Annotated in this window: 24 protein-coding genes and 5 pseudogenes; 16 read left to right on the plus strand and 13 right to left on the minus strand. The window is 48.0% G+C overall.

Annotated features, from left to right (window positions below; all coding sequences use genetic code 11):
- Both ACOTX4_RS24585 and ACOTX4_RS24590 read right to left on the minus strand, forming a co-directional pair.
- A partial coding sequence (locus tag ACOTX4_RS24585; RefSeq protein WP_421635463.1) for a transposase zinc-binding domain-containing protein occupies positions 1–478 on the minus strand: 478 nt, incomplete at its 3' end.
- A gap of 9 nt (positions 479–487) precedes the next feature.
- Positions 488–676 carry a hypothetical protein gene (locus tag ACOTX4_RS24590; RefSeq protein ID WP_000957857.1) on the minus strand — a complete coding sequence of 63 codons (189 nt, stop codon included), beginning with the start codon at positions 674–676 and terminating at the stop codon, positions 488–490.
- Between the two features lie 229 nt (positions 677–905).
- On the opposite strand from ACOTX4_RS24590, the gene ACOTX4_RS24595 reads away from it, so the two are divergent.
- Positions 906–1010, plus strand: a complete 105-nt coding sequence (locus ACOTX4_RS24595; protein WP_032409716.1) for a hypothetical protein — start codon at positions 906–908, stop codon at positions 1008–1010.
- Between the two features lie 128 nt (positions 1011–1138).
- The gene (locus ACOTX4_RS24600; protein ID WP_000764642.1) at positions 1139–1396 is read left to right on the plus strand and encodes a hypothetical protein; all 258 of its coding nucleotides are present in this window, start codon (positions 1139–1141) and stop codon (positions 1394–1396) included.
- A 57-nt stretch (positions 1397–1453) separates the two neighbouring features.
- Here the strand turns inward: ACOTX4_RS24600 and ACOTX4_RS24605 are convergent, their stop codons facing one another.
- The 4 genes and pseudogenes from ACOTX4_RS24605 to ACOTX4_RS24620 all read right to left on the minus strand — a co-directional run.
- Positions 1454–2230 carry a site-specific integrase gene (locus ACOTX4_RS24605; protein ID WP_000015958.1) on the minus strand — a complete coding sequence of 259 codons (777 nt, stop codon included), beginning with the start codon at positions 2228–2230 and terminating at the stop codon, positions 1454–1456.
- Positions 2227–2970: a hypothetical protein gene (locus tag ACOTX4_RS24610; RefSeq protein WP_000129823.1), complete on the minus strand. Its 744-nt coding sequence runs from the start codon at positions 2968–2970 to the stop codon at positions 2227–2229. The genes ACOTX4_RS24605 and ACOTX4_RS24610 overlap by 4 nt, the downstream gene beginning before the upstream one ends.
- A gap of 50 nt (positions 2971–3020) precedes the next feature.
- Positions 3021–3371: a hypothetical protein gene (locus ACOTX4_RS24615; protein WP_000493378.1), complete on the minus strand. Its 351-nt coding sequence runs from the start codon at positions 3369–3371 to the stop codon at positions 3021–3023.
- 143 nt (positions 3372–3514) lie between these two features.
- Positions 3515–3760 (minus strand): annotated as a pseudogene (locus ACOTX4_RS24620) (hypothetical protein); the annotation flags it as partial.
- A gap of 425 nt (positions 3761–4185) precedes the next feature.
- Here ACOTX4_RS24620 and ACOTX4_RS24625 point away from each other — a divergent pair.
- The 6 genes and pseudogenes from ACOTX4_RS24625 to ACOTX4_RS24650 all read left to right on the plus strand — a co-directional run.
- Entirely contained in the window at positions 4186–4515 is a 330-nt protein-coding gene (locus tag ACOTX4_RS24625; RefSeq protein ID WP_000855119.1) for a hypothetical protein, read from the plus strand.
- A gap of 403 nt (positions 4516–4918) precedes the next feature.
- On the plus strand, positions 4919–5434 hold the full coding sequence (locus ACOTX4_RS24630; protein ID WP_001025393.1) for a J domain-containing protein: 516 nt from the start codon (positions 4919–4921) through the stop codon (positions 5432–5434).
- A gap of 103 nt (positions 5435–5537) precedes the next feature.
- Positions 5538–6080 (plus strand): hypothetical protein, encoded by a 543-nt coding sequence (locus ACOTX4_RS24635; protein WP_001083904.1) that lies wholly within the window; start codon positions 5538–5540, stop codon positions 6078–6080.
- Positions 6077–6331: a hypothetical protein gene (locus tag ACOTX4_RS24640; protein WP_001230709.1), complete on the plus strand. Its 255-nt coding sequence runs from the start codon at positions 6077–6079 to the stop codon at positions 6329–6331. The genes ACOTX4_RS24635 and ACOTX4_RS24640 overlap by 4 nt, the downstream gene beginning before the upstream one ends.
- Complete coding sequence (locus tag ACOTX4_RS24645; RefSeq protein WP_000151456.1) at positions 6328–6570, plus strand: hypothetical protein; 243 nt, start codon at positions 6328–6330, stop codon at positions 6568–6570. Before ACOTX4_RS24640 ends, ACOTX4_RS24645 begins: the two co-directional genes overlap by 4 nt.
- 124 nt (positions 6571–6694) lie before the next feature.
- Positions 6695–7039 (plus strand): annotated as a pseudogene (locus ACOTX4_RS24650) (WbuC family cupin fold metalloprotein); the annotation flags it as partial.
- 46 nt (positions 7040–7085) lie between these two features.
- On the opposite strand, the gene ACOTX4_RS24655 reads toward ACOTX4_RS24650, so the two are convergent.
- From ACOTX4_RS24655 to ACOTX4_RS24665, 3 genes and pseudogenes are all read right to left on the minus strand, one after another.
- Positions 7086–7961 carry an extended-spectrum class A beta-lactamase CTX-M-123 gene (locus tag ACOTX4_RS24655; protein WP_031942271.1) on the minus strand — a complete coding sequence of 292 codons (876 nt, stop codon included), beginning with the start codon at positions 7959–7961 and terminating at the stop codon, positions 7086–7088.
- Positions 7962–8330: 369 nt separating this feature from the next.
- A protein-coding gene (locus ACOTX4_RS24660) for an IS1 family transposase (RefSeq protein ID WP_223367350.1) occupies positions 8331–9028 on the minus strand; the annotation gives its coding sequence in 2 pieces (ribosomal slippage) (positions 8331–8779 and positions 8779–9028; 699 coding nt in all).
- A gap of 54 nt (positions 9029–9082) precedes the next feature.
- Positions 9083–10252, minus strand: a pseudogene (locus ACOTX4_RS24665) (IS1380-like element ISEcp1 family transposase); the annotation flags it as partial.
- 231 nt (positions 10253–10483) lie between these two features.
- Between ACOTX4_RS24665 and ACOTX4_RS24670 the strand changes: the two are divergent.
- From ACOTX4_RS24670 to ACOTX4_RS24680, 3 genes are all read left to right on the plus strand, one after another.
- Positions 10484–11410: a hypothetical protein gene (locus ACOTX4_RS24670; RefSeq protein ID WP_001290416.1), complete on the plus strand. Its 927-nt coding sequence runs from the start codon at positions 10484–10486 to the stop codon at positions 11408–11410.
- Positions 11411–11454: 44 nt separating this feature from the next.
- Positions 11455–11709 carry a hypothetical protein gene (locus ACOTX4_RS24675; RefSeq protein ID WP_000678527.1) on the plus strand — a complete coding sequence of 85 codons (255 nt, stop codon included), beginning with the start codon at positions 11455–11457 and terminating at the stop codon, positions 11707–11709.
- 498 nt (positions 11710–12207) lie between these two features.
- Positions 12208–12552, plus strand: coding sequence for a hypothetical protein (locus ACOTX4_RS24680; RefSeq protein WP_000793307.1), 345 nt, complete (start codon positions 12208–12210; stop codon positions 12550–12552).
- 175 nt (positions 12553–12727) lie between these two features.
- On the opposite strand, the gene ACOTX4_RS24685 is transcribed toward ACOTX4_RS24680, so the two are convergent.
- A complete protein-coding gene (locus ACOTX4_RS24685) occupies positions 12728–13729 on the minus strand; it encodes a DUF4238 domain-containing protein (protein WP_000774874.1) in 1002 nt (333 codons plus the stop codon).
- A 350-nt stretch (positions 13730–14079) separates the two neighbouring features.
- On the opposite strand from ACOTX4_RS24685, the gene ACOTX4_RS24690 reads away from it, so the two are divergent.
- A complete protein-coding gene (locus ACOTX4_RS24690) occupies positions 14080–14337 on the plus strand; it encodes a hypothetical protein (RefSeq protein ID WP_000371888.1) in 258 nt (85 codons plus the stop codon).
- Complete coding sequence (locus ACOTX4_RS24695) at positions 14337–14927, plus strand: hypothetical protein (protein ID WP_000194553.1); 591 nt, start codon at positions 14337–14339, stop codon at positions 14925–14927. The genes ACOTX4_RS24690 and ACOTX4_RS24695 overlap by 1 nt, the downstream gene beginning before the upstream one ends.
- Positions 14928–14946: 19 nt before the next feature.
- Here the strand turns inward: ACOTX4_RS24695 and ACOTX4_RS24700 are convergent.
- Positions 14947–15295, minus strand: a pseudogene (locus ACOTX4_RS24700) (DUF6404 family protein).
- Positions 15296–15413: 118 nt separating this feature from the next.
- Here ACOTX4_RS24700 and ACOTX4_RS24705 point away from each other — a divergent pair.
- Complete coding sequence (locus ACOTX4_RS24705) at positions 15414–15761, plus strand: colicin 1B immunity protein (RefSeq protein ID WP_000762570.1); 348 nt, start codon at positions 15414–15416, stop codon at positions 15759–15761.
- Positions 15762–15778: 17 nt separating this feature from the next.
- Here the strand turns inward: ACOTX4_RS24705 and ACOTX4_RS24710 are convergent, their stop codons facing one another.
- Together ACOTX4_RS24710 and yagA are read right to left on the minus strand one after the other, a co-directional pair.
- Positions 15779–17659: a colicin Ia central receptor-binding domain-containing protein gene (locus tag ACOTX4_RS24710; protein WP_001283341.1), complete on the minus strand. Its 1881-nt coding sequence runs from the start codon at positions 17657–17659 to the stop codon at positions 15779–15781.
- A gap of 278 nt (positions 17660–17937) precedes the next feature.
- The gene (gene yagA, locus ACOTX4_RS24715) at positions 17938–19284 is read right to left on the minus strand and encodes a protein YagA (protein ID WP_001132032.1); all 1347 of its coding nucleotides are present in this window, start codon (positions 19282–19284) and stop codon (positions 17938–17940) included.
- Between the two features lie 353 nt (positions 19285–19637).
- On the opposite strand from yagA, the gene ACOTX4_RS24720 reads away from it, so the two are divergent.
- Together ACOTX4_RS24720 and ACOTX4_RS24725 are read left to right on the plus strand one after the other, a co-directional pair.
- On the plus strand, positions 19638–20240 hold the full coding sequence (locus tag ACOTX4_RS24720; RefSeq protein ID WP_000517695.1) for a ProQ/FINO family protein: 603 nt from the start codon (positions 19638–19640) through the stop codon (positions 20238–20240).
- Positions 20241–20295: 55 nt separating this feature from the next.
- A pseudogene (locus tag ACOTX4_RS24725) lies at positions 20296–20610 on the plus strand (hypothetical protein); the annotation flags it as partial.
- Positions 20611–20869 lie beyond the last annotated feature (259 nt).

Raw genomic sequence — 20869 nt, forward strand, 5'->3', positions numbered from 1 at the left:
CTGGGCGAAATGCGCCTGGTAAGCAGAGTTTTTGAAATGTAAGGCCTTTGAATAAGACAAAAGGCTGCCTCATCGCTAACTTTGCAACAGTGCCCGCCAGACGGCACACGTCATTCAGCAGCCAGCGGTTGCTTTCGAACACCGGCCACAGCGTGTCCGGCAGGGTGAAGACCAGATGTACCCAGTCGCAGTCAGGAAGACGATTCAGCTGTGTTGCTGTCCACAGGTCTGTGGCCTTCTTTCCGCAGGACGGGCAGGCACGGCTGCCGCATGAGTTGGTCAGGTACTTTACGTGCTGACAGTCCGGGTTATCACACCCGAACTCTTTTACACCCAGTATCCGTGTGCCGCAGGCCAGCATTTTGGTGACGGCTTCAACCTCGATATCGCGCAGACCGCCCGCATCCAGGAAGGACGTCCAGCACTGGTTGGCTGTGAACAGACGTTTCAGAGGGCGGGGAGTAAAACCGGACAACATGAGGATGGATTAAACCCCGGTATCCTGTAGCAGGGTAAGGGCTGCTGTATCGCCACGGCGCTTCAGGATGGAGGTCGTCACCATCGCAGGTGGTGGGTCCATGGGTTTGAGCATTTTCATCCAGTCCCATTCTCGTTGTGAGAGCTTCTCAGCACCAACAGAGAGCAGAACTGTATCGATACTTTTGCGGGTCAACATAAGGGGATGAGTCCTTAATAAAACAGGTCCTCAGAGCATACATATTCTGCGGGGCGTGCGGCAACAACAGGACGAACCGGGGCGGTTTTCAATTTGCAGCCGCCAGGCTGCCGTGGTTCCTGCAGACATATTCGAATCGTTTTTATTAACCCTGGCTTCCGTCGTGACAGAACACTACGTCCTGTAAAAGGGGGACTAAGGCCCCTGAATCACACACCTGAAATTAATAATGCGGAGTTTTACGATAATGTCATTGCTGGAAACTTTCCTGACCGCTTCTCAGGGGGCAACAATCCTGTTCCTTGCCATGCTGATTTACTGGCAAAAGCGATAAATCCAAGCGGGCTGGCCTTTGGCCAGCTTCGCTGTATAAGGGGAAAAATGCGGCATATCCAGACATTTCACTAGGCAATTTGAATTCAGATATCTATGCTTGGGATCCGGTCAACAGGAGGTAACAAGATGAAACTTGAAACTATACAGATAGATAATACCGTAAGGAGTGGTCTTAATTCTTTCACTGACGGGGTGATTATTCGTGATACAAAGGTATTGATCACGCTCAATCTCCCGGATGGACAGAAAACCACTATTGAGGGGGAATGGCGGCATATGTCGGACGCCAACAGGTTGTCAGAACGTATTACGATGCTTCAGCATGCGATCTATGAGCAGTATGAAGAATACAGAGCAGATATTCCCGTCAGCTGGTCCAGATAACGTCTGACAGACCTCCCCGGCGAGCAGGACGTTCGCCAGCATCATTCTCCTAAGTACTTAAATATTCCCTTTCAGCATGGCTACCGCATCCGCTTCGGGCATCTGAAACTGAACTCGATGCCGCGCAGCAACATCAAGTGCGAACACCTTCGTATAGACTTCCGTCGAGCTAATCGATTTGTGGCCCATCAGGCTCTGCAAAACCTTCAGTGGTATGCCGGCATACAGCATATGCATCGCGTAGGAGTGGCGGAACGTATGCGGGGTGACCGGCACCGAGAATGTCACCCCGTCGACGGCGGCCGCTTCAACCGCTTCGCCAATCCAGGTCCGTACTGTCCGGTCGGTGATGTCCCAGATGCGGGCTTTCTCTGTTCTGCCGGTACGCTTGTTGCGTCTTTCCAGCGGAATTTTCAGGGTGGCCACCATCATCTGCAGCTGGCTGACGTAGTGGTGATCGGAAAGCGGAACCAGACGATGAGCCTGGCTACCGGCGGGAGCTCGGCCGGCTGTCCTGGCCGCTTTTTCGGTGCGCTGCTTAAGCGTGGCCAGCTGCACGAACGGATACGGTGGCACCAGCGAAAAATCCCCCCGGGTCAGCGCCAGCGCCTCGTTGATACGTGCGCCGGTGTTCCAGAGGGTTGCCAGCAGCATCTTGCGGTGCAAATCGGGCACATAATGGAGCAGGGCGCTGACTTCCGGTGCCAGCAGGTATTTCGGTAGTTCATCTTGAACGAGCGCCATCTGGCGCAGGGCCAGCGCGGCGGGATAGTCAATGGCCACCGGCATTTGCGCCGGCTGCTGCGGGTGAGAATATGATAAGAGGCCGCTCATTGGTTTGACATTCCATCAGGTATCACTAATTGATTCCACTCCCTGTTGCGGGTAGCTTCAGCAGCGCGCAGGGCTCTTTCGCGCCTCCAGACTTTACGAAACACGGAAACTGCAGACCATTCATCATGACCTGTAAGACGTGTTTCGGGCATCCCGGTTGCCTTGCGCAGACGGACGGCAAGAATGACAGCGTTGATGCCCAAGCGCGTGAACTGATACTGCCGTTCCCTGAAATAGTCCTTATGCCAAGGAGGGTCGGAGTATTCGGCGGCATATGCAATTGCCCTGTGGGCCTCATCCTGGAGCACCGGCAGTTCACGGATGCGATACATAAGACGTGGCTCTAAAGTCCGCCAGTCACCGGAGACATCGATCAGATTCAGTTCAGGGTAATTCGTGACAGCTTTTCTCTCAGGCTGGGGGGCATCATCATCCTGGCCGTCATCCGTCACAACCCGGAAACAACCCTCAGCATACCGTTCAAGCATGAATACCAACTCGGTGGCAATGTAATGCAGTTCCTTTTTCATTTTATCTTCTGACGCCTGTCTCTCACGCTTAAGCGTGAAATAATGTGTCAGCCAGATGCCAGTGAGTGTTATACCCCCAGTAAGCAGGCCAGTGATAAGCCCGGTTGCCACGTTTCCCCAGATCCCCGCCCCTTGATTAATCAGCTGTACGGAAACCGGATGGGATGTCGCAGCAACTATACTCTCAGTTGCGGCCTGTATATCAGTCATTGATCATTTACCCCTTTATATTCCTGAGAAATCCCGCCCTCTGTCCGTAGTCAGCGGCCGGCAGCCAGCTCTTCAGCCAGTTTCACAAACCTTTTGTGCTCAGTCTGCAGGTAATGGCTGTAAATCCGGGCATCACGTTCTGTCAGTCCGGATGGATTGCCGGTGAAGTAACGTTGCAGCACCGCAATACAGTGATTGTAGGTATCGAGATCATATTCCCAGTTTCCCAGCTCACCGGCCGCATCCAGTTCCTGGCGAAACTGCTCGTATTTACGGAGCAGAATGCCAAGACCTAATTCTGTTGCAGCATAAAGATTATTTTCTCCTGGCGCGGAAATCGCATTACGGATTTTTTCAAAAGCATAACTGAAATCATTTCTCTCATTGAATGCAGTAAACATGTCCTTTCCTCAGTTGAATAGTTAGCCGTGCAATTTTACCACACCTCAATCATCGTCAGATGAGTGCCACTCTGTCGTGACAGTGACTTTCACTAGAGTGATTTTCACATACTAAAATAATAAGCAGCCATATAACAACGTAATTAAATTACCTGACGGCCGCTCTGGCCGGATCCGACTTTTATGTTATTCCACAGTTTCCGGAAGTGTACCACGCACACGGAATAACCACAGCGCCCTTTCAGGGTGGTGAGCGGCCGGTCACGGGGCAGGGGAGGGACACAACATATATGGTCACTGACAGCTGGAAACACCGCTACATCTTGTGTTTCCGGGCCGCTGCGCGCCGGCGGGGCTGAATCAGATCCGGAACCTGGGGTTTTCGGATCTCAGAAAAGGAAGTGAACAGAAAACAGACAGCGAAGCATACGAATTATAAAAACGTATGCTTCGCAGTATTTAAAGACACTCAAAACCAGGATAGAGTATAAGCGGCATTCTGCGGCGCAAATCAGCATGATCATAGCCTGTTGGTCTGTTCTGGCTTTGCAGGGCGAAGGGATGGCCCTGTGCATCCTGGTATGTTCGTCAGCGGCTGCGCCGCGCTTCGGGGCGATGTGGCCCCGCTGCTCCCTGGTATTTCCTTTCGCCCCTTCTATCCGCTGACGCGGATTAAGAAATGAGCAAATCATCAAGTAAATTGCTGTTTTCAGGCAATAAATCTTGATAATACATCTAAATAGATGTATTATTATTTCATCGAAAGGGGATTGGTTCCTTTCCTTCTTAAGTCCAAACGGACAGGAGATTTAAAATGAAAACATTGACTTTTAATAACGGCACTGTTTCTGTTGGCGATGTGTTTGTATCTTCCTGGGGATATGAGCAAACGAACGTTAATTTCTACCAGGTTATTTCTGTTCATGGCAAAAAAACAGTAACTGTTCAGGAGATTCGCGCTTCAGTTCATCGGACTCATTCAATGAGCGGATATAAGACTCCATTACTTAATGATTTCTGTGGTGAGCCATTAAAACGGCGAGTGCGTGATTATTACAGTACGCCAGCAATTGAAATTGAGGAATTCGAAACAGCATATAAAGGATCACCGGAAGAAAAACACGAGTTCACATCATACTACTAAGAAAATAGTTGCAGGGGGTATCCCCTGCAACCATGTTAAAAATGTTAATAGTAGTAGTATTTACCCAGGGGGGTTTAGTATGAATGATGGGGTAAAACTCCGTCCTTCAGGGCGTGGAGAATGCCGGGCTAATGCAGCAATGTAATGTTGCGCCCGTAGCTCGCTGACGCTCACACACGCAGTACAGCGCCGCGCTTCGGGGCGATGTGGCCCCGCTGCTCCCTGGTATTTTCTTTCGCCCCTTCTATCCGCTGACGCGGATTAAGAAACGAGCAAATCATCAAGTAAATTGCTGTTTTCAGGAAATAAATCTTGATAATACATCTAAATGGATGTATTATTGTTTCATCGAAAGGGGATTGGCTCCTTTCCTTCTTAAGTCCAAACGGACAGGAGATTTAAAATGAATATCCAGGAAGCATTAAACGTTTTTGGATTATCCGGCGAATTAACTGAAAAAGATATCAAAGCAGCATACAGAAAAGCCGCTTTAAAATATCATCCAGATCGTAACCCGTTAGGGGCTGAACTGATGAAAGCGGTAAATGCAGCTTTTGATGTCTTGATGGCAAATATTGATAAAATAAATCAGTTCCAGAGCGCTGATGAACATGCACGATATAATTACGGTGATGACCTGGAAAAAGTATTAAACGTTCTTTCTGGTTTATCTGGTCTGGTATTTGAAGTGATAGGTAACTGGGTATGGATTAGTGGAGAAACTATTACACATAAGGAAACTTTAAAAGAAATCGGGTGTAAATGGGCGGCAAAGAAAAAACAATGGTTTTATCGTCCAGACGAACATAAAAGTTACTGGAATCGTGAAGAACACACGATAGAAGAAATCCGCGCAAAATACGGTACAACCGGACAGCGCAGGGCGACAGGGTGGCAACGCGTGGAAACCAGAGCGTAACCAGAACGGGGGCGAGAAGCCCCCGATATCATACCAGCCCGTCTTTTGGGGCATCGAACCCAAAAAGACGGGAACAGCAGCCACGTAGCAAAAAGGGAAACAGATGAACTCTTTTTTTGAACAGTATCACCCTGTCTTTGAAGTTGTCTGCCGTATCCTGGGGAACGGCTGGCGCGTGAACAAACTTGATGATTGTCCGTCTCGTATAAAACTGACGTCACCGCAGTTTAAAAATTACTCTGTGCATATTCGGATGGAAAAAGACCGATTTTCTGTTGTGGGGAGTGTGGATAGTCGTTCCTGGAGTAGTCCGTATCATGTTTGTACGTTATCCAGGAAGCGGAATCCCGTTGATATAGCAGCCAATATCGAGCGAAAAATTTTGCTAAATGCTTCGCAGGAGGTGTTACAGGCGATTGAGTATGAGAAACGCCAGGCGGCAAAAAAGGACGAAATTCTGATCCTGAAAGGTATGTTATCGCAACTTGTCCAGCTTGAAAGCTGGTATGGGGCATTGACAGGCTTTAAAGCTGAAAATGGATTGAACGGTAAAGTCACCGAGCAGGGCGAGCGTTATGATTTGCAGATTAGGGGTTTGAGTATAGATCAACTTGTTAAAATTACAGGATATTTGAAACAGTTATGAGAAAAAATAAAGGGCGATTGACTTATTATCTTGAAGTGATTGATAAAAAATACCATTTTGTAAAAAAAATAAGCAGTTATTCAAAGGAGTTCACTGACGGAAAAACAAAAAGAACAAAGAGAACGTTAAGTGAGCTGGTTTTTAATGAAAGTGAGGTCGAGGCAATAGACTTTACAAAAAATGGTTTAAGACCTGTTGATAAGAATATTCTCTTAACTATGGTGAAAGAATATAAGGAGAGTGATGCATGACTATTGAAAATACACCGGAAAACATAAAGAAATTACGAAAAAAAATTGGCCTTACCCAGACAGAGTGCGGTGAGATTTTTGGCGTAGGCTTAAGTACATGGCAGAAAAAAGAAGCTAAAACCCACAACCAGCTTAATTTATCGAAAGGTGAATTTGAGTACCTGTTATTACTTGCAGGGGAGCACCCTGAATACGTCCTGCATAAAAAAGCTGAATCCCGCTCACCGGAGGAACCGTGAGCGAGAAGAAAACCTGTTTTCGTAGGAGCATACTGATGATTTGAACATGGCGTCCTCCATCATAGATGGGGCGCACCATGCTCCCATCAGGGGCCGGTTCGCCCCTGGTTAGGGATTAAGATCACCTGGGACCTACGTGCGCCCGCACCGACACCCTCACACCTTCGAGCTACTGTTGCCATTAAGGGGTCGTTTCGTGGTGCTGAATTTTGACGATCGGGGTACCGTCACCCATCGGGCGATATTGGGGGAAACCTGTACGGTGCTGGAGATGGCCGCAGGAACCTGGCATGCCGTGCTGTCGCTGGATACCGGTGGCATAATTTTTGAAGTAAAACACGGTGGCTATCAACCCGTGGCTGCCGATGACTATGCGCACTGGGCTCCAGCGGAAGGAGAACCAGGAACCACGGAGCTTATGGCCTGGTATGCGCAAGCGCAGGTGGGCGACAGCACTTTTGCCGTCTAAGGCGATAAACAAAAACGGAATGAGTTTCCCCATTCCGTTTCCGCTATTACAAACCGTCGGTGACGATTTTAGCCGCCGACGCTAATACATCGCGACGGCTTTCTGCCTTAGGTTGAGGCTGGGTGAAGTAAGTGACCAGAATCAGCGGCGCACGATCTTTTGGCCAGATCACCGCGATATCGTTGGTGGTGCCATAGCCACCGCTGCCGGTCTTATCACCCACAGTCCACGACGTCGGTAAGCCGGCCCGAATGCTGGCTGCGCCGGTCGTATTGCCTTTGAGCCACGTCACCAACTGCGCCCGCTGGGTTTCGCCCAGCGCATGACCCAGCGTAAGCTGACGCAACGTCTGCGCCATCGCCCGCGGCGTGGTGGTGTCTCTCGGGTCGCCGGGAATGGCGGTATTCAGCGTAGGTTCAGTGCGATCCAGACGAAACGTCTCATCGCCGATCGCGCGGGCAAAAGCCGTCACGCCTCCCGGGCCACCGAGCTGGGCAATCAATTTGTTCATGGCGGTATTGTCGCTGTACTGCAACGCGGCCGCGCTAAGCTCAGCCAGTGACATCGTCCCATTGACGTGCTTTTCCGCAATCGGATTATAGTTAACAAGGTCAGATTTTTTGATCTCAACTCGCTGATTTAACAGATTCGGTTCGCTTTCACTTTTCTTCAGCACCGCGGCCGCGGCCATCACTTTACTGGTGCTGCACATCGCAAAGCGCTCATCAGCACGATAAAGTATTTGCGAATTATCTGCTGTGTTAATCAATGCCACACCCAGTCTGCCTCCCGACTGCCGCTCTAATTCGGCAAGTTTTTGCTGTACGTCCGCCGTTTGCGCATACAGCGGCACACTTCCTAACAACAGCGTGACGGTTGCCGTCGCCATCAGCGTGAACTGGCGCAGTGATTTTTTAACCATGGGATTCCTTATTCTGAAAGAGACGAAATAACAACAACATGAATACCTAAATTCCACGTGTGTTTTTTATTAGCTTCAAAAATCACTATTTCACGAAGAATTTAGACTGCTTCTCACACATTGTAACATTATTTACAACCACCTTTCAATCATTTTTGATAAATCATTGATTTCATCTTTGCTGCAATGATACTTAATAAACTCTGCAAGTTATCCACAGAGCAACACTCAATTTTATTGATGATATTCTTATTATACCAGACATTTTTCATACACTCCCTTGTACGGATAGTTTTCCGACAACTTCATGATTACATATCTTGCGGTTTTGATTATTTTTGCTGCAAGAAATACGGTAATGACTCCAACTTATTGATAGTGTTTTATGTTCAGATAATGCCCGATGACCTTGTCATGCAGCTCCACCGATTTTGAGAACGACAGCGACTTCCGTCCCAGCCTTGCCAGATGTTGTCTCAGATTCAGATTATGTCGCTCAATGCGCTGAGTGTAACGCTTGCTGATAACGTGCAGCTTTCCCTTCAGGCGTGATTCATACAGCGGCCAGCCATCCGTCATCCATACCACGACCTCAAAGGCCGACAGCAGGCTCAGAAGACGCTCCAGTGTGGCCAGAGTGCGTTCACCGAAAACGTGCGCCACAACTGTCCTCCGTATCCTGTCATACGCGTAAAACAGCCAGCGCTGACGTGATTTAGCACCGACGTAGCCCCACTGTTCGTCCATTTCCGCGCAGACGATGACGTCACTGCCCGGCTGTATGCGCGAGGTTACCGACTGCGGCCTGAGTTTTTTAAATGGCGGAAAATCGTGTTGAGGCCAACGCCCATAATGCGGGCGGTTGCCCGGCATCCGACGCCATTCATGGCCATATCAATGATTTTCTGGTGCGTACCGGGTTGAGAAGCGGTGTAAGTGAACTGCAGTTGCCATGTTTTACGGCAGTGAGAGCAGAGATAGCGCTGATGTCCGGCAGTGCTTTTGCCGTTACGCACCACCCCGTCAGTAGCTGAACAGGAGGGACAGCTGATAGAAACAGAAGCCACTGGAGCACCTCAAAAACACCATCATACACTAAATCAGTAAGTTGGCAGCATCACCAGAAATACATACTTCAAACGAAAGGTCTTTATTTGCTGTCTGTATTCTGAAGAGTCCAAGGAATCAAACTTGAACAACAAAAATAGGTTATATGAAAGCATCATCATTTGAAACACGGCTTCATTCGCCCAAAATGACTTTAGCAAGAGATGACCCACCGCCATGTCGTATTTGGCTTCTTTGATATAGTTTTCAGCATTACCACGCTTTTCATAGTATATAACTACTTTTTCAGAAAGCAAGGTAGTATTTGTTACAAAGAAAAAGTAGTCGTATTCGGAACCTTCTAAAAGTGATAATTGTGCTCTTTCTTTTTCTGGTTTCAGTACGCGAGATACGACAAATCTTCTGTCTTTTTCCCATTTAACTAATTTTGTATACAGTTCTGTAGTTTCTCTACCTTCTTCTCCTTTAACGAATACAATTGATGAATTCGTTGCTTGTGAGGTGAGTGTAGAATAACTTTTGGCTTTAATTAAATATTTGCATCCAAGAGATTCTATCGTTTCGATAATTTTTTCATCAAAGTAGCCACTATCCATTCGAAATAAAATTTCTAAATCGTCTGATTTGATGTTAGCAACAATTTCTTTGATCATTTCCGCAGCACCGTTTGCAGTGTAAGTATTGCCACTTCTTACAAATCCGGTAACATATGCTTTTAATTCGTCGCAAAATGCAAATTGGATATTGTAGCATCGGTTTCCCAGTTTCTTAGGATTATATCCTTTTGACGCACCTTCTTGATGACCTTCTACGTTAATTACACTACTATCAATATCAATCGTAATGGATGTCAATTTACTTTTAGTGAGCAGTTTTTTAAAGACTTTAAAATTAATGTCTCTAAACATTTGGGTTGTCTTGAAGTTGAAGTTTCCTAGAAACCGTGACACTGTTTCAGGTTCTTTTACGGAAATATCAAACTCGTTGACGAGGGGATCATTTTGAAGTAGCTTTAGACGTTCTAACTTATCAATGCCAATGAAGTGACCGCAGAGCATGGTCTTTATATGATTCATCTTGATTTTATTTGTTGAGTCATTATCAAATACGAGGTCATTTTCAATAAAATCAAAAATCCCATTGCTTTTTGCATTCTCAAGGAGCAGAAAAAGACCTGCATTTGATGTTAGATTCTTAGCTTTGAAATCAATTTTATTAATCATAATTAGAACCCCTTTTTACTACTTTTCTTACTATTATTTTACCATATATCGAGTCATAAAAGCTGATAATTTAACATATTTTTGAGCACTTTTCTTTCACCCAATGGGTGAAAGCTGAATTTCGAAGGAATGCATATTTATCAAGGCTTTGATTATGCTTTTTGAAGTACTGACGTAGAATCTAGGTATAAGTATTGCAGCAATGCCCCCTCACATGAAAAGGTACGCGGGATGAGTGAAAAAGAACATGACATGACAAACGACGGTGGAGAGAGCGTAACGTATACCCTGCGGAACATCCCCGCTGACACCGACCGGGTGATCACCGACCTGGCAAGCCACGCCCGTAAGCCAAAGGCGACGTTTCTGCGTGAGTTCCTGGAAGACAGCTTCCGCGACGTCATCGACAGCTTTGCCCTGAAGAACCCGCTCATCGCCTCCCTGGATGAGGAGCTGGCCAGTTATCTGGACGCTAAGGTCATGGAGCAGCGCTACCAGAGCCATTTTATCACCCGCTGGAATCAGGAATACCAGAAGCTGCTGGGGATCTCGACGGAAGAGGAGCTCCGCCGGTTGGTACTGAACAACACCCCCTTCCTGCAGGTCCGTGCCGACCAGGTGCTTAAGGGGTGGAAAAATATCCCGCGCGGGATCTCCCTGACCTTCTCCCTGTTTGCCGAGATCGCCGGCCGGGACAGGGAAACCATCGACCAGGCCTGGAAAAATATCTTCTACTCGCAACTGAGGGAAAAAAAACACCGCTTTTACCAAGATATCGAGGCCATCCGCGCCCTGAAAAAACTGCCTGCCCTCACCGGCGACAGCTGGACGCGGGATGGCATCACGGTGCGTATCTACCGCCCGGAAAATTACGCCCGCGGCGCATGGCGCGTTACACTGAGCCTCCCGGAAAATTACGCCACCCAGATGTGGAACATCCCGTTCCCGGAGCTTGAATACCGCCTCTTTACCGCCGATCCGGGCTACAGCGCCCTGATCAGCGCCGAACCCGACAGGTGGGACAAGGCCTTCCGTTTTGTGGACGGGGTGTGTGAGCTTCACCTTTACACCAACGGTGTGGAAGAAGATCACAATCCCACCCCGCTCGGGGATGTCGCTCAGGCGCTGATCAACGTGGTGGAAGAAAACCTGCTGTAACGGACCCGGATCTGCGGGCACAACTGCATCATCAGGAGGATGCAATGAAAGGACGACAGAGCCGCTATGTTACCGGCGGAGAGAGTTTCGCGGAGATTGCCCGTCTCCCTTCAGGGGCGGTGGTGAGGCTCTGTCTGAACACCGGTCTTGAGGATGCGCTGCGGGAGGCCTCCAAATCGCTCAAGTCAGCCTTCACCCGTTCCGGGCGAAAATGCCGGCTGTCAGCGGGTACGGCGCAGGGGCCGTTTACCGGACGCCGGCAGGGCGTGGCCACACATCTCTTCGTCTCGGTACTCTGAGGGGGCAGGGGGCAAAAAAAGTAAAAATGTATTCGCCAGGTTGCCCGGAGGTGAAGGAAAATAGACATACAGCAGAACGACGGATAGCACTTTTTGCTAAATGGACATCAGTATTACTATGCTATAGTTGCTTTAATGGATAAGTGCGCCTTGACAAAGGCGGTGATTTCTGTTAACATTACTCTCATAGTATTGTTCCGTCCCGCTCCACCCCAACAAGATCCGTTTATTTCCCGCCAGACTGGTTATCACCATTCAGGCCCGGATTTTTTTGGATTTTTTTCCGGGGAGCCCCCGGAACGAGCTTAAAATCGGTATGACAAACAGGAGGATGCGAATGAACACATCATAACAGAGCTGAAAGATAAAACATTCTGTACGGCATTAACAGCGTTCACGTGTGTGAGGCGCCGGGTGCCTTTTGACTTAAAAACGAGGTTATTGAGATGACCAAAATCAAGACAGTTACTTTTGTAAATACTTACCCGGGAGGGTTCTATGAAAAACTTGTTAGACACCGAGGGAACGGTTCTATTCCCATTCCAGACTGAAATCCATTTTATTTGGACGATTTTCTCCACCGTTAAACGCCTGGTTATCGGAACCAGGGACCATATTTGCCAGAAGCAATACTGGAGCGCCTGTCTCTGTATTTTGCTTCTTATGGCCTATGTGGGTCTCTGTGCTGCGGTGGTCTGGTTTGTAGTGCCCTGGCTGAAGGCCTTTATAGTGTCGAAATTTGCGGTTTCGGCACTATGGGTCACGCCAGTAAAGCGCGGACTACTCTGGGGTATCGGTAAAGTGGTTACCGCCACTTGCCGAAGATTTACTCTGCTAAAGTAAGTAGCCGCAACGCTACACGAACTGATGGTGAATGTCAACAGATACTCACCATCTCCTTACGGCGGTGGTCCCTGTGACCACTGCCGCTTTCGCGTGGGTGCAACACGGCAAAACTCCTCTGTACAACAGGGGCTCCCGCCGTCATTTTCCGGCACAGGTGAGGCCGGAATTCGGACTAAAACGTAAACCGCGGGCCAGTCCGGTAGCGTTCACTATCGGCCAGCATTCTCTCAACCAGAGAGAAATCCTTTTCACCGCAGAACACGTACTGCTCCGCGAACTCCACCTGCAGGGAATTGTAATGCGTGACATGCTCCGGGGTAAGCGGCATAAGAAGATAGTCCGTATACCTCCGGATATGTTCCAGTCTTTCAAAAGGCCGAATGTGACGGGGGATAAGATGCGGCGCCCTGGCGAGCAGATGTTGAAGATGCTGCTTTTGACGAACCATCTGTTCACGGATGGAGGGGCAATACATGGCCAGCATCAGCGTCGATGACAGGGGGAGGTAAATCTGTATCCCGCGAACGGCCAGACCAAGATTACCGTACGGACCGAAGTCATTGCTGTTCTTAAGCACTACGGGATTGTCTGATACGTAAAACGGACGTTCTGGCCTGGTTTCCAGAAGGTACCAGTCCTTTTTCAGCAGGAGATCAATATGTGACACCTGCTGGACGAGCTGCCGCAGAAAAATATCCTTGGTATCGCCCCCGGACGACAGGCCCAGGGTTTCCATGGCCTGCTCTTTAGTCGAGCCGATGGCCTCCATCTTATCGGTAAGCACCGAAATCATGCCTGAGATACGCTCCAGTTCACCGAAGGTTCGTGCGCGCTGCACGGCAACAAACACGGCCAGCCTGTAGCGTTCATCATCTGTCAGCCTGCGAATATCCCTGTGCGCCAGCAGGGCTGCAATTACCGGTGCCGCGTGGTGCTCGTAAATCCCCAGCAGTGGTTCAAGACTCAGACGGTCCGGGTGATTATCGAGGTTGTAGAACGTGTTGCGGACGGTCGCGTCATCCGGCGTGGTGGCATAGGCGCGCCCGGCAGCCTTGTCAAAGGCGTATAAGCGCTGCCGCTTACCCTTTCCCGGCGTACTGAAATGCTTCAGTAAAAAACGGGGAACCGTATGCTGCCTGACCACATCGGTCTGCAGATTGAATGGATCGGCCATAACTTTATCTCCCTGAAAAGCCACGCAAGCGCATCGGTGCATCTGTATTGACGGCATGGGCAGCTGGTTTGCAGCTTAGCATTAGAAAACAGAACCGTTCGATAATACCTGTGTTTAACGCCCTGTCAGTACCGATGGAATTTAAATCTCCGGAACCGCCGGAAACCGGATCTGCGCGGCAGAAAAGACGCAAATGATATGATAATAAAAAATACACATAAAATCATATCAGATATGATTTTCATCATTGATGATAAAACCATATCTGATATTATCAGAAATCAGGAGCACACAAATCATTCAGGATATGATTATTACCTGTCAGAATATTATCAGATGGAGCGTGCAGGATGGATCAGGAAATGACGTTTTCACTCAGCTATGAACAACTGACCCGGTTTGCGGAACGACGCATCCGGGAATGCAATCTGGACAGCCAGGGCGCGATTTATCTCTGCGAGTCAGCCAAAGCCGGAGCCGTGCTGATCTTCTGGCATGAACTGGCCATAAATGGCTATGCCTCAATGAATGCCATAAAGAGACAGGAGCTCATTGACGCCGACTTTCAGCGCCTCAGAAACCTCATCTGGCCGGAGGATGACAGGTAATGACCCAGAGCCGCCGACCGTCGCCACTGCAGCGGAGAGTGCTGATTGTGCTGGCTGCCCTTGATGAAAAACGGCCAGGACCCGTGCTGACGCGGGACATAGAACGGGTGCTGGAGCGAAGCGGGGAAGCCCCGGTCTACGGGCCAAACCTGCGCGCCTCCTGCCGTCGTCTGGAGGATGCCGGCTGGCTGCGTACCCTGCGCGCTCCGAACCTGCAGCTGGCAGTAGAGCTGACGGACGCCGGCCGGGCCGTGGCACAGCCTCTGCTGCTGGCAGAACAGGACCGCCTCCGGGCAGAACAGCGTGCGGCAGAAGTCGTCGTACTGCCGCTGGTCCCGGCAGCAGGTCTGCCCGCAGATGGCACTTCTGCCACTGATCTGGCGGTGCAACTGAACGGCATAACGTATCAGGCCTGCCGTGGGGATTTTGTGGTGCGTCTAGACGGCAGCACCTGTCTGCAGTTATGGAATAAAGAAGGCAGGGTGGTACGCCGGGAGGGCGATCCGCTGGAAGTGGCGCAGTGGCTGCAGGCCTGTCACGATGCAGGAATGGAGGTTCGCGTACAGATAAATGAAAGTGCCGCTCCGTAAGAACACGCCTGTGCACGGTTTACACATCATCCCATGGTGGCAGCCGGTTAACTTTCCTGCGCCACCAGTGGAAAGAGGCCATGCACAGTCCGGACAAAACCCCCCCCCGTGATACTTATAATAATGGCCTCACCTGCCACCATTCCTGACGGCCCCCAGTAGATAAACCACATTGCACATCCCCAGGAAATGCCCCATAAGCCCCCCGTCAGCACCGTGACCTGCCAGAACGGCATAAAGGGTAATGGCGGAAGCCGGATACCCAGCCGCCAGAGAATACGCAGAAGAGGAGGGGCATAATTGCTCCGCCACATCTTTTTGCTGTCCATCAGGGCAATGGCCCGAGCTTTTTTCTGCTCAAAGGTCACAGGAGCACCTCCGTTCCATGATGTAAACGTGACACAGCTTATTGTTATTGATTATTATTATCATGCTGTGATTATGTTATCACGCACCGGTACACGATAACAATAAAGGAGAAACCAGATGAAACTGGATATATCTGTAAAGTATTTACTGAAAAGCCTGATACCAATCCTCATTATTCTTACAGTTTTTTATCTGGGATGGAAAGATAACCAGGAAAATGCAAGAATGTTTTATGCGTTCATCGGATGCATTATCAGTGCCATTACTTTTCCTTTTTCAATGAGGATAATACAGAAAATGGTAATAAGGTTTACAGGGAAAGAATTCTGGCAAAAAGACTTCTTTACAAATCCAGTTGGCGGAAGCTTAACTGCAATATTTGAATTATTCTGTTTCGTTATATCAGTTCCTGTGGTTGCCATTTACTTAATTTTTATACTCTGCAAAGCCCTTTCAGGAAAATGAAAGGGCATCATTATGTGTCAGATACCAATAAGTTTATTGACCTGCTCAATAAACTTATCATTAACAAGCGCACTCACAGCCGCCATAATAATTGCAAAACCCAGAATACCTACAGGGGTTCCCAGCATGACGGAAAACGCCCATGCTGTAACTGCTGAAGCAGCTCTTCCTGCTGCCAGTGATTCAAGTTTTACAAAAAATGGACGCCAGTTGTCCGTTTTTACAGCCTTTTGTAACTCCACAGCAACATCATAACGATCAATAACTTTTCCGGTAAAACCAAATGCCTTACTGAACAGCTTAAAATTCTCCGCCATATGGACCTGATTAATAGCTTCCAGGGCTTTAGAAATGGCCATGCGATCTTGTATGTTATATTTCTTGTTCAGATTATTACGGAATTTATCAAAAGCGTTCAGTGCATCATCCACACTCTTAATCTGTTTCCCTTGAGATACAGAAGCCAGCTCCTTAGCAAGTTCGGATGCTTGTTTACCGAACTCATCATATATCGTTCTGTAGAAATCAGAGGTGAGTTTTATGGCATCCTTTACCATATTTATTTCATCCCTTTTTCTTTTCTCTTCAGCTATTTTCTGATTGATGTCAGCAAGCTGGCTACGGATATTCTCTTTTTCCTTCAACAGGGCATTAAGAGCGTCATTTGCATGCTTTTGTTCATTTGTTCTGGCACTGACGTTATTTCTCGCCGAATTTATCGCAGATTCAGCAGAGGTGATTTTATTTCTGGCATCAAGCAATCGTTGCCGTAACTTATCCCATTCAGCAACTTCAGCATTATAAATTTTCTTGTCACCTTCCACATCCTCTGTCACCACCGGATTCCGGTCATTCAGAATATTGCGTTTATAGTCCAGACCGGAATGGGTCAGAAGATAATTCAGGTTTGCACGGTTATCGATGACCGCGCTGGTTGTGATTTTTATCGTACCGGCAAACCTCGGATCACCACTCACAACAATAGAATGATTTGTTGATGAACGCCCCGGGAATTTTTCAGGGGAAACTATCGTTTTGCCGTCAGGCGTGTTTTTCTGTTGCGTCAGCTGTTGTTCAGCTCTGGTTAATGCATTACGGGCCGTCTTAAGCGATTCCGTCACCGAACTGAGTTTATTCCGGGCCTCTGAAATGGCCCTGTCATTCCGTGTCTGCTGCCCGAGCAGACGGGCCTGTTGTGCATCAAGAACGGCAAGGGCTGCCCCGCCATTTTTTTCCAGCTCTGACAACCGCGTGTCCAGAATACCTTTTCTGCGCTCGTATTCAGCAAGCATATCAGCGGCCTTCTTGTCTGCGTTCTGCGCATCCTTCTGCCGTTTTTCAGCCTGTTCGATTAACGACCTGGCCTCGCGGGGAGATATACGAAGAGAATCAGCATCAGCAAACAGCATCCGGCTCTCTGTATGCAGCCGGAGGGCATCATATCCGGCGATTTCAGTACGGAATCCGTATTCTCTCAGCTCTGCCTGCAGGAGTCTGAACTCCTGTCGTGTAATATCAGCGGCATCTGCGTTTCCGGCACGGAGTGTTTTCAGTGTGTTTTCATCTTTTTCCCTTGCAGCAATTGCCGCAGAAAGGCGTTTTCCAGCTTCAGTACGCTTATTCTCATTCTCTTTCTGCTGCGCGCTGAGCGTGTTTTTGTACGCTGTGATTTCCTTGTCCCTTTTTTCGATATCACTTCGGGTTGGGGAATCATCGACCCACTCGTTTCCACCCCAGATGGTTTTGTTCCCGAAGGAACTCCATGCAGGCGGGGTACCATGAAAGACATCGACACGTGGAGGGTTTACATAAATATCAACGGCCATAATTTCATGGCCATCTGAATCATATCCCAGCGATTCTGCACCGGGATTTGTAATACGTACAGGGTCAGACATTCGGTATCTCCTTCATCCTCTGAGGAAAACAAATGAATTAACTGCTTACGTATATGGATACATATACAGTACTAATTTATTAAGGAGAAAATGGCATGTCAAGATTTAATGATAGTAATTATCATTAACATGAAGTGGTGTTATACCGTTCAGAAAGCCTGCTGACACTGTGGCAGCATCACAGTCTGGGTATTCTCTGGTGCAATACAAAAACCGGACTTTCCCGTAACAACAGACAATGTTACGGGAAAAGTTACAGAACTGAGCCACAAAATATCTCAGTACCTGAGATGCATAAAAACACCGTACATATGTTTCTTAAAAGGGGGATGATCGTTATCCAGCCATTTCGGTGGATCGGTATGCAGAACACCAATCTGCTTCATGCCGGTATGCTGCCTGGATTTTCTCGCGCAGTAATCACTGTCTTCATATCCCATCGTTTCGATGACCACTCTGGCCGTCTTTCCGTCAGGAGCCCTTGCTGTGACAATGAAATCCGGCAGTACATATTTCTTTTCACCATTAACATAAACTTCTGTATCAAACAGGGGCCTTTCCAGACTTAATTCCGGCGTACCTGGCTTTCTTTTAAGCCAGCTGGCCACATTCAGAAGAGCAGTGAGCGTGTTTCGTTCCAGTTTGCTGTCCACAGGCACCGGACATGTCAGTTGATAAAGAGCATGAGCATACCCTTCACTGCAGATGATTCTGCCATCGGCACTCCGGCAAAAAGCAAGAATAACCCAGTAAGGGGGACGTATTCCGCCCTGCGCTTCACCATTAATACTGATCCCCCGCACAGGTCTGATGACCTGAATATTACCGTTCGCCCAGTGAATTTCCACAGCATCACGACAGATGTGCTGCGCCATAAAAATCTGAAAGAACATATGCTTTCTTCTGGCAGGCCAGTGTCGTTCTGAATTCTCCAGCGTTTCCATTAACCGCTCCTGAGACCTTTCAGACATTCCTGGCCGGAAATGGATAATTTCAGATAAGGCTCTTCCCCGAATATACTCCTGCTGTAGTGTAACCTGCCGTATGGCATCAAGACACTCACGATAATTAGTCCGGATACGGGGATTAGCCAGGGAATCCAGTTTATTCAGCCCTGCATCTTCAATAAGCGACAGGAGTAAACGGCCAAGGCGCGGACGTTTCTTGCGAACGGAGGAGCGCTCACCATTATGGTAAGCAGAGCGGGCCTGCAGTCTGATAACAGAATTACTGTCATCAGGTGGTAAAAAGTTTCTGTAATTTATACGGGTGCTAACGGGATGCCGGCTTGCTCCGAAGGATGTTTCCTCTTCATTTCCGGATAACTGACGATACATGGGGCATTCAGGTGCATGCTCATGATTAAAACTGGACAGATAAAGAGTACCCGTATTGTTTTTAAGAGCAGCAAAATTCATGGCCGGCGAATCTCCCGGAATACAGTCACACTGTAACCATGCATCATACTCACGCATTTCCCGGAGAAGATCATTGGCCAGGTTATGTTGTGCCATGGTTGCTGGCCTTTTCAGTCCACAGACCGTCTTTACTGCAGTCTCTTCCTCACTGCTAAGCTCCCGAATCACTTTGCCCCGGGGATTCTTCTTTACAAGTATCATTGGCATAATGAAAGCACTCCTTATGTACATGCTTAAACAGTAAGTAAAATATACAAAGAACCCCCCATGAAACAAAGGCAGAGATGAACTGTGCGCCCCGATATCTTCTTCTGATATCCTTTCAAATGAATTGTTTTTATTTATATCATGACAACATTAAAGTGAGAGAATATATCAACCATGTTTCTGTCAGGGTTCAGTAGAATATCAATTCGACTGTCACGCCATAACTGTAACTACCTCGAGTATAAATATTCAGAGAATGGACTTATTAGCCATGAAAAATCACCTGATGGGAAATTTACTAATTTATGGATTGTGATATTATTAAAGAGTAAAACCAGCCAGCCGAGGTATTTATGGGAAAAAATCAGGAAGAAAGGAAAACTCCCGTCATTGTGGTGAAAAAACGTCGTACTTTTTCGCCACCGTCCTTATCCGAAAAAACAGATATTATCGCACCTGTATTTACTGAACAGACGGCAGAATCAGCCCCCGCCGGAATAAATTCATCTGCCGTCGAAACACATATCCCCGAAGCGCCAGCCAGGAAGAAGAAAAAGAAAAGACACCGTTTTCCACGTCCCTCCCACTGGACCCGTGAGTATACTCACGAGTGCGTGGAAAAAATAAAGGCCCTGTTTCCTCATCTTCGTGCTGAAGGTGGTGGATTTATTCCCCTGAAAATTGGCATAAGCAATGATATTTCGGCATTTCTGGCAGAACACCCGGAGACAGAACTGACCATGGACGAATGGCTCTGTGCAGTGTCCTGCATCACATCCCGCCGCGTATATCTGCAGCGGACAGCTGTCGCCGGCGTCCCACGTTATGGCCTGGATGGTCACCCCAAAGGGCAGGTCTCAGACTCTGAAGCACAGAGTGCCGGTCGCAGACTGGCGACATTAGAACAAAAGTGGCTCAGGACGCAGGCACAGCAGGAGAATATTTCTGGGCAATAAACACTCCTGATAACAGGTGGACATTACGTATCAGAAAAAATGGGAAGAGAATGTTATGTGTGATTCAGAAGCGGAGAAGATTTTATTCATCCTGAATAAACATGAACGGGCATACAGACGCCTGATCCCCGTATATATTTTTTTAGCTATAGTATTATGGATTTTACCTATTCTCCTGATTGTATACCTGTATTTCTGTATAGTTGACAATGAGTTTCTCAGAATCGGTTTCTGTATTGCATGGACAGCATACTACTTTCTTTCGCTTTTCAAGTATTTTGTAAAATACTTCTTTCCTCTCGATCGTGAAGATTTGCTTAACCTGATGGATCTCGCCAAAGATTCTCCTGATGCGAAACAGGAGCTTCTTGGGGGAACCGCAGAATTCGGAAAAAATCGTACGCTAAGCTAACGGTGTTCTCGTGACAGCTCTTTGACTAGGCTTTCTAAGGCCATTCTGATAGCCCTGACTTCCTGAAAAGCCATGGCTAAAATTTGTGCGGCTAAAAGGGATAACCGATGGTAAAGTAAGTTAGGCACTGTTGCAAAGTTAGCGATGAGGCAGCCTTTTGTCTTATTCAAAGGCCTTACATTTCAAAAACTCTGCTTACCAGGCGCATTTCGCCCAG

Origin of the sequence: Enterobacter cloacae complex sp. IR5459 (assembly GCF_049238005.1) — a bacterium.
GTDB lineage: Bacteria > Pseudomonadota > Gammaproteobacteria > Enterobacterales > Enterobacteriaceae > Enterobacter > Enterobacter hormaechei_C.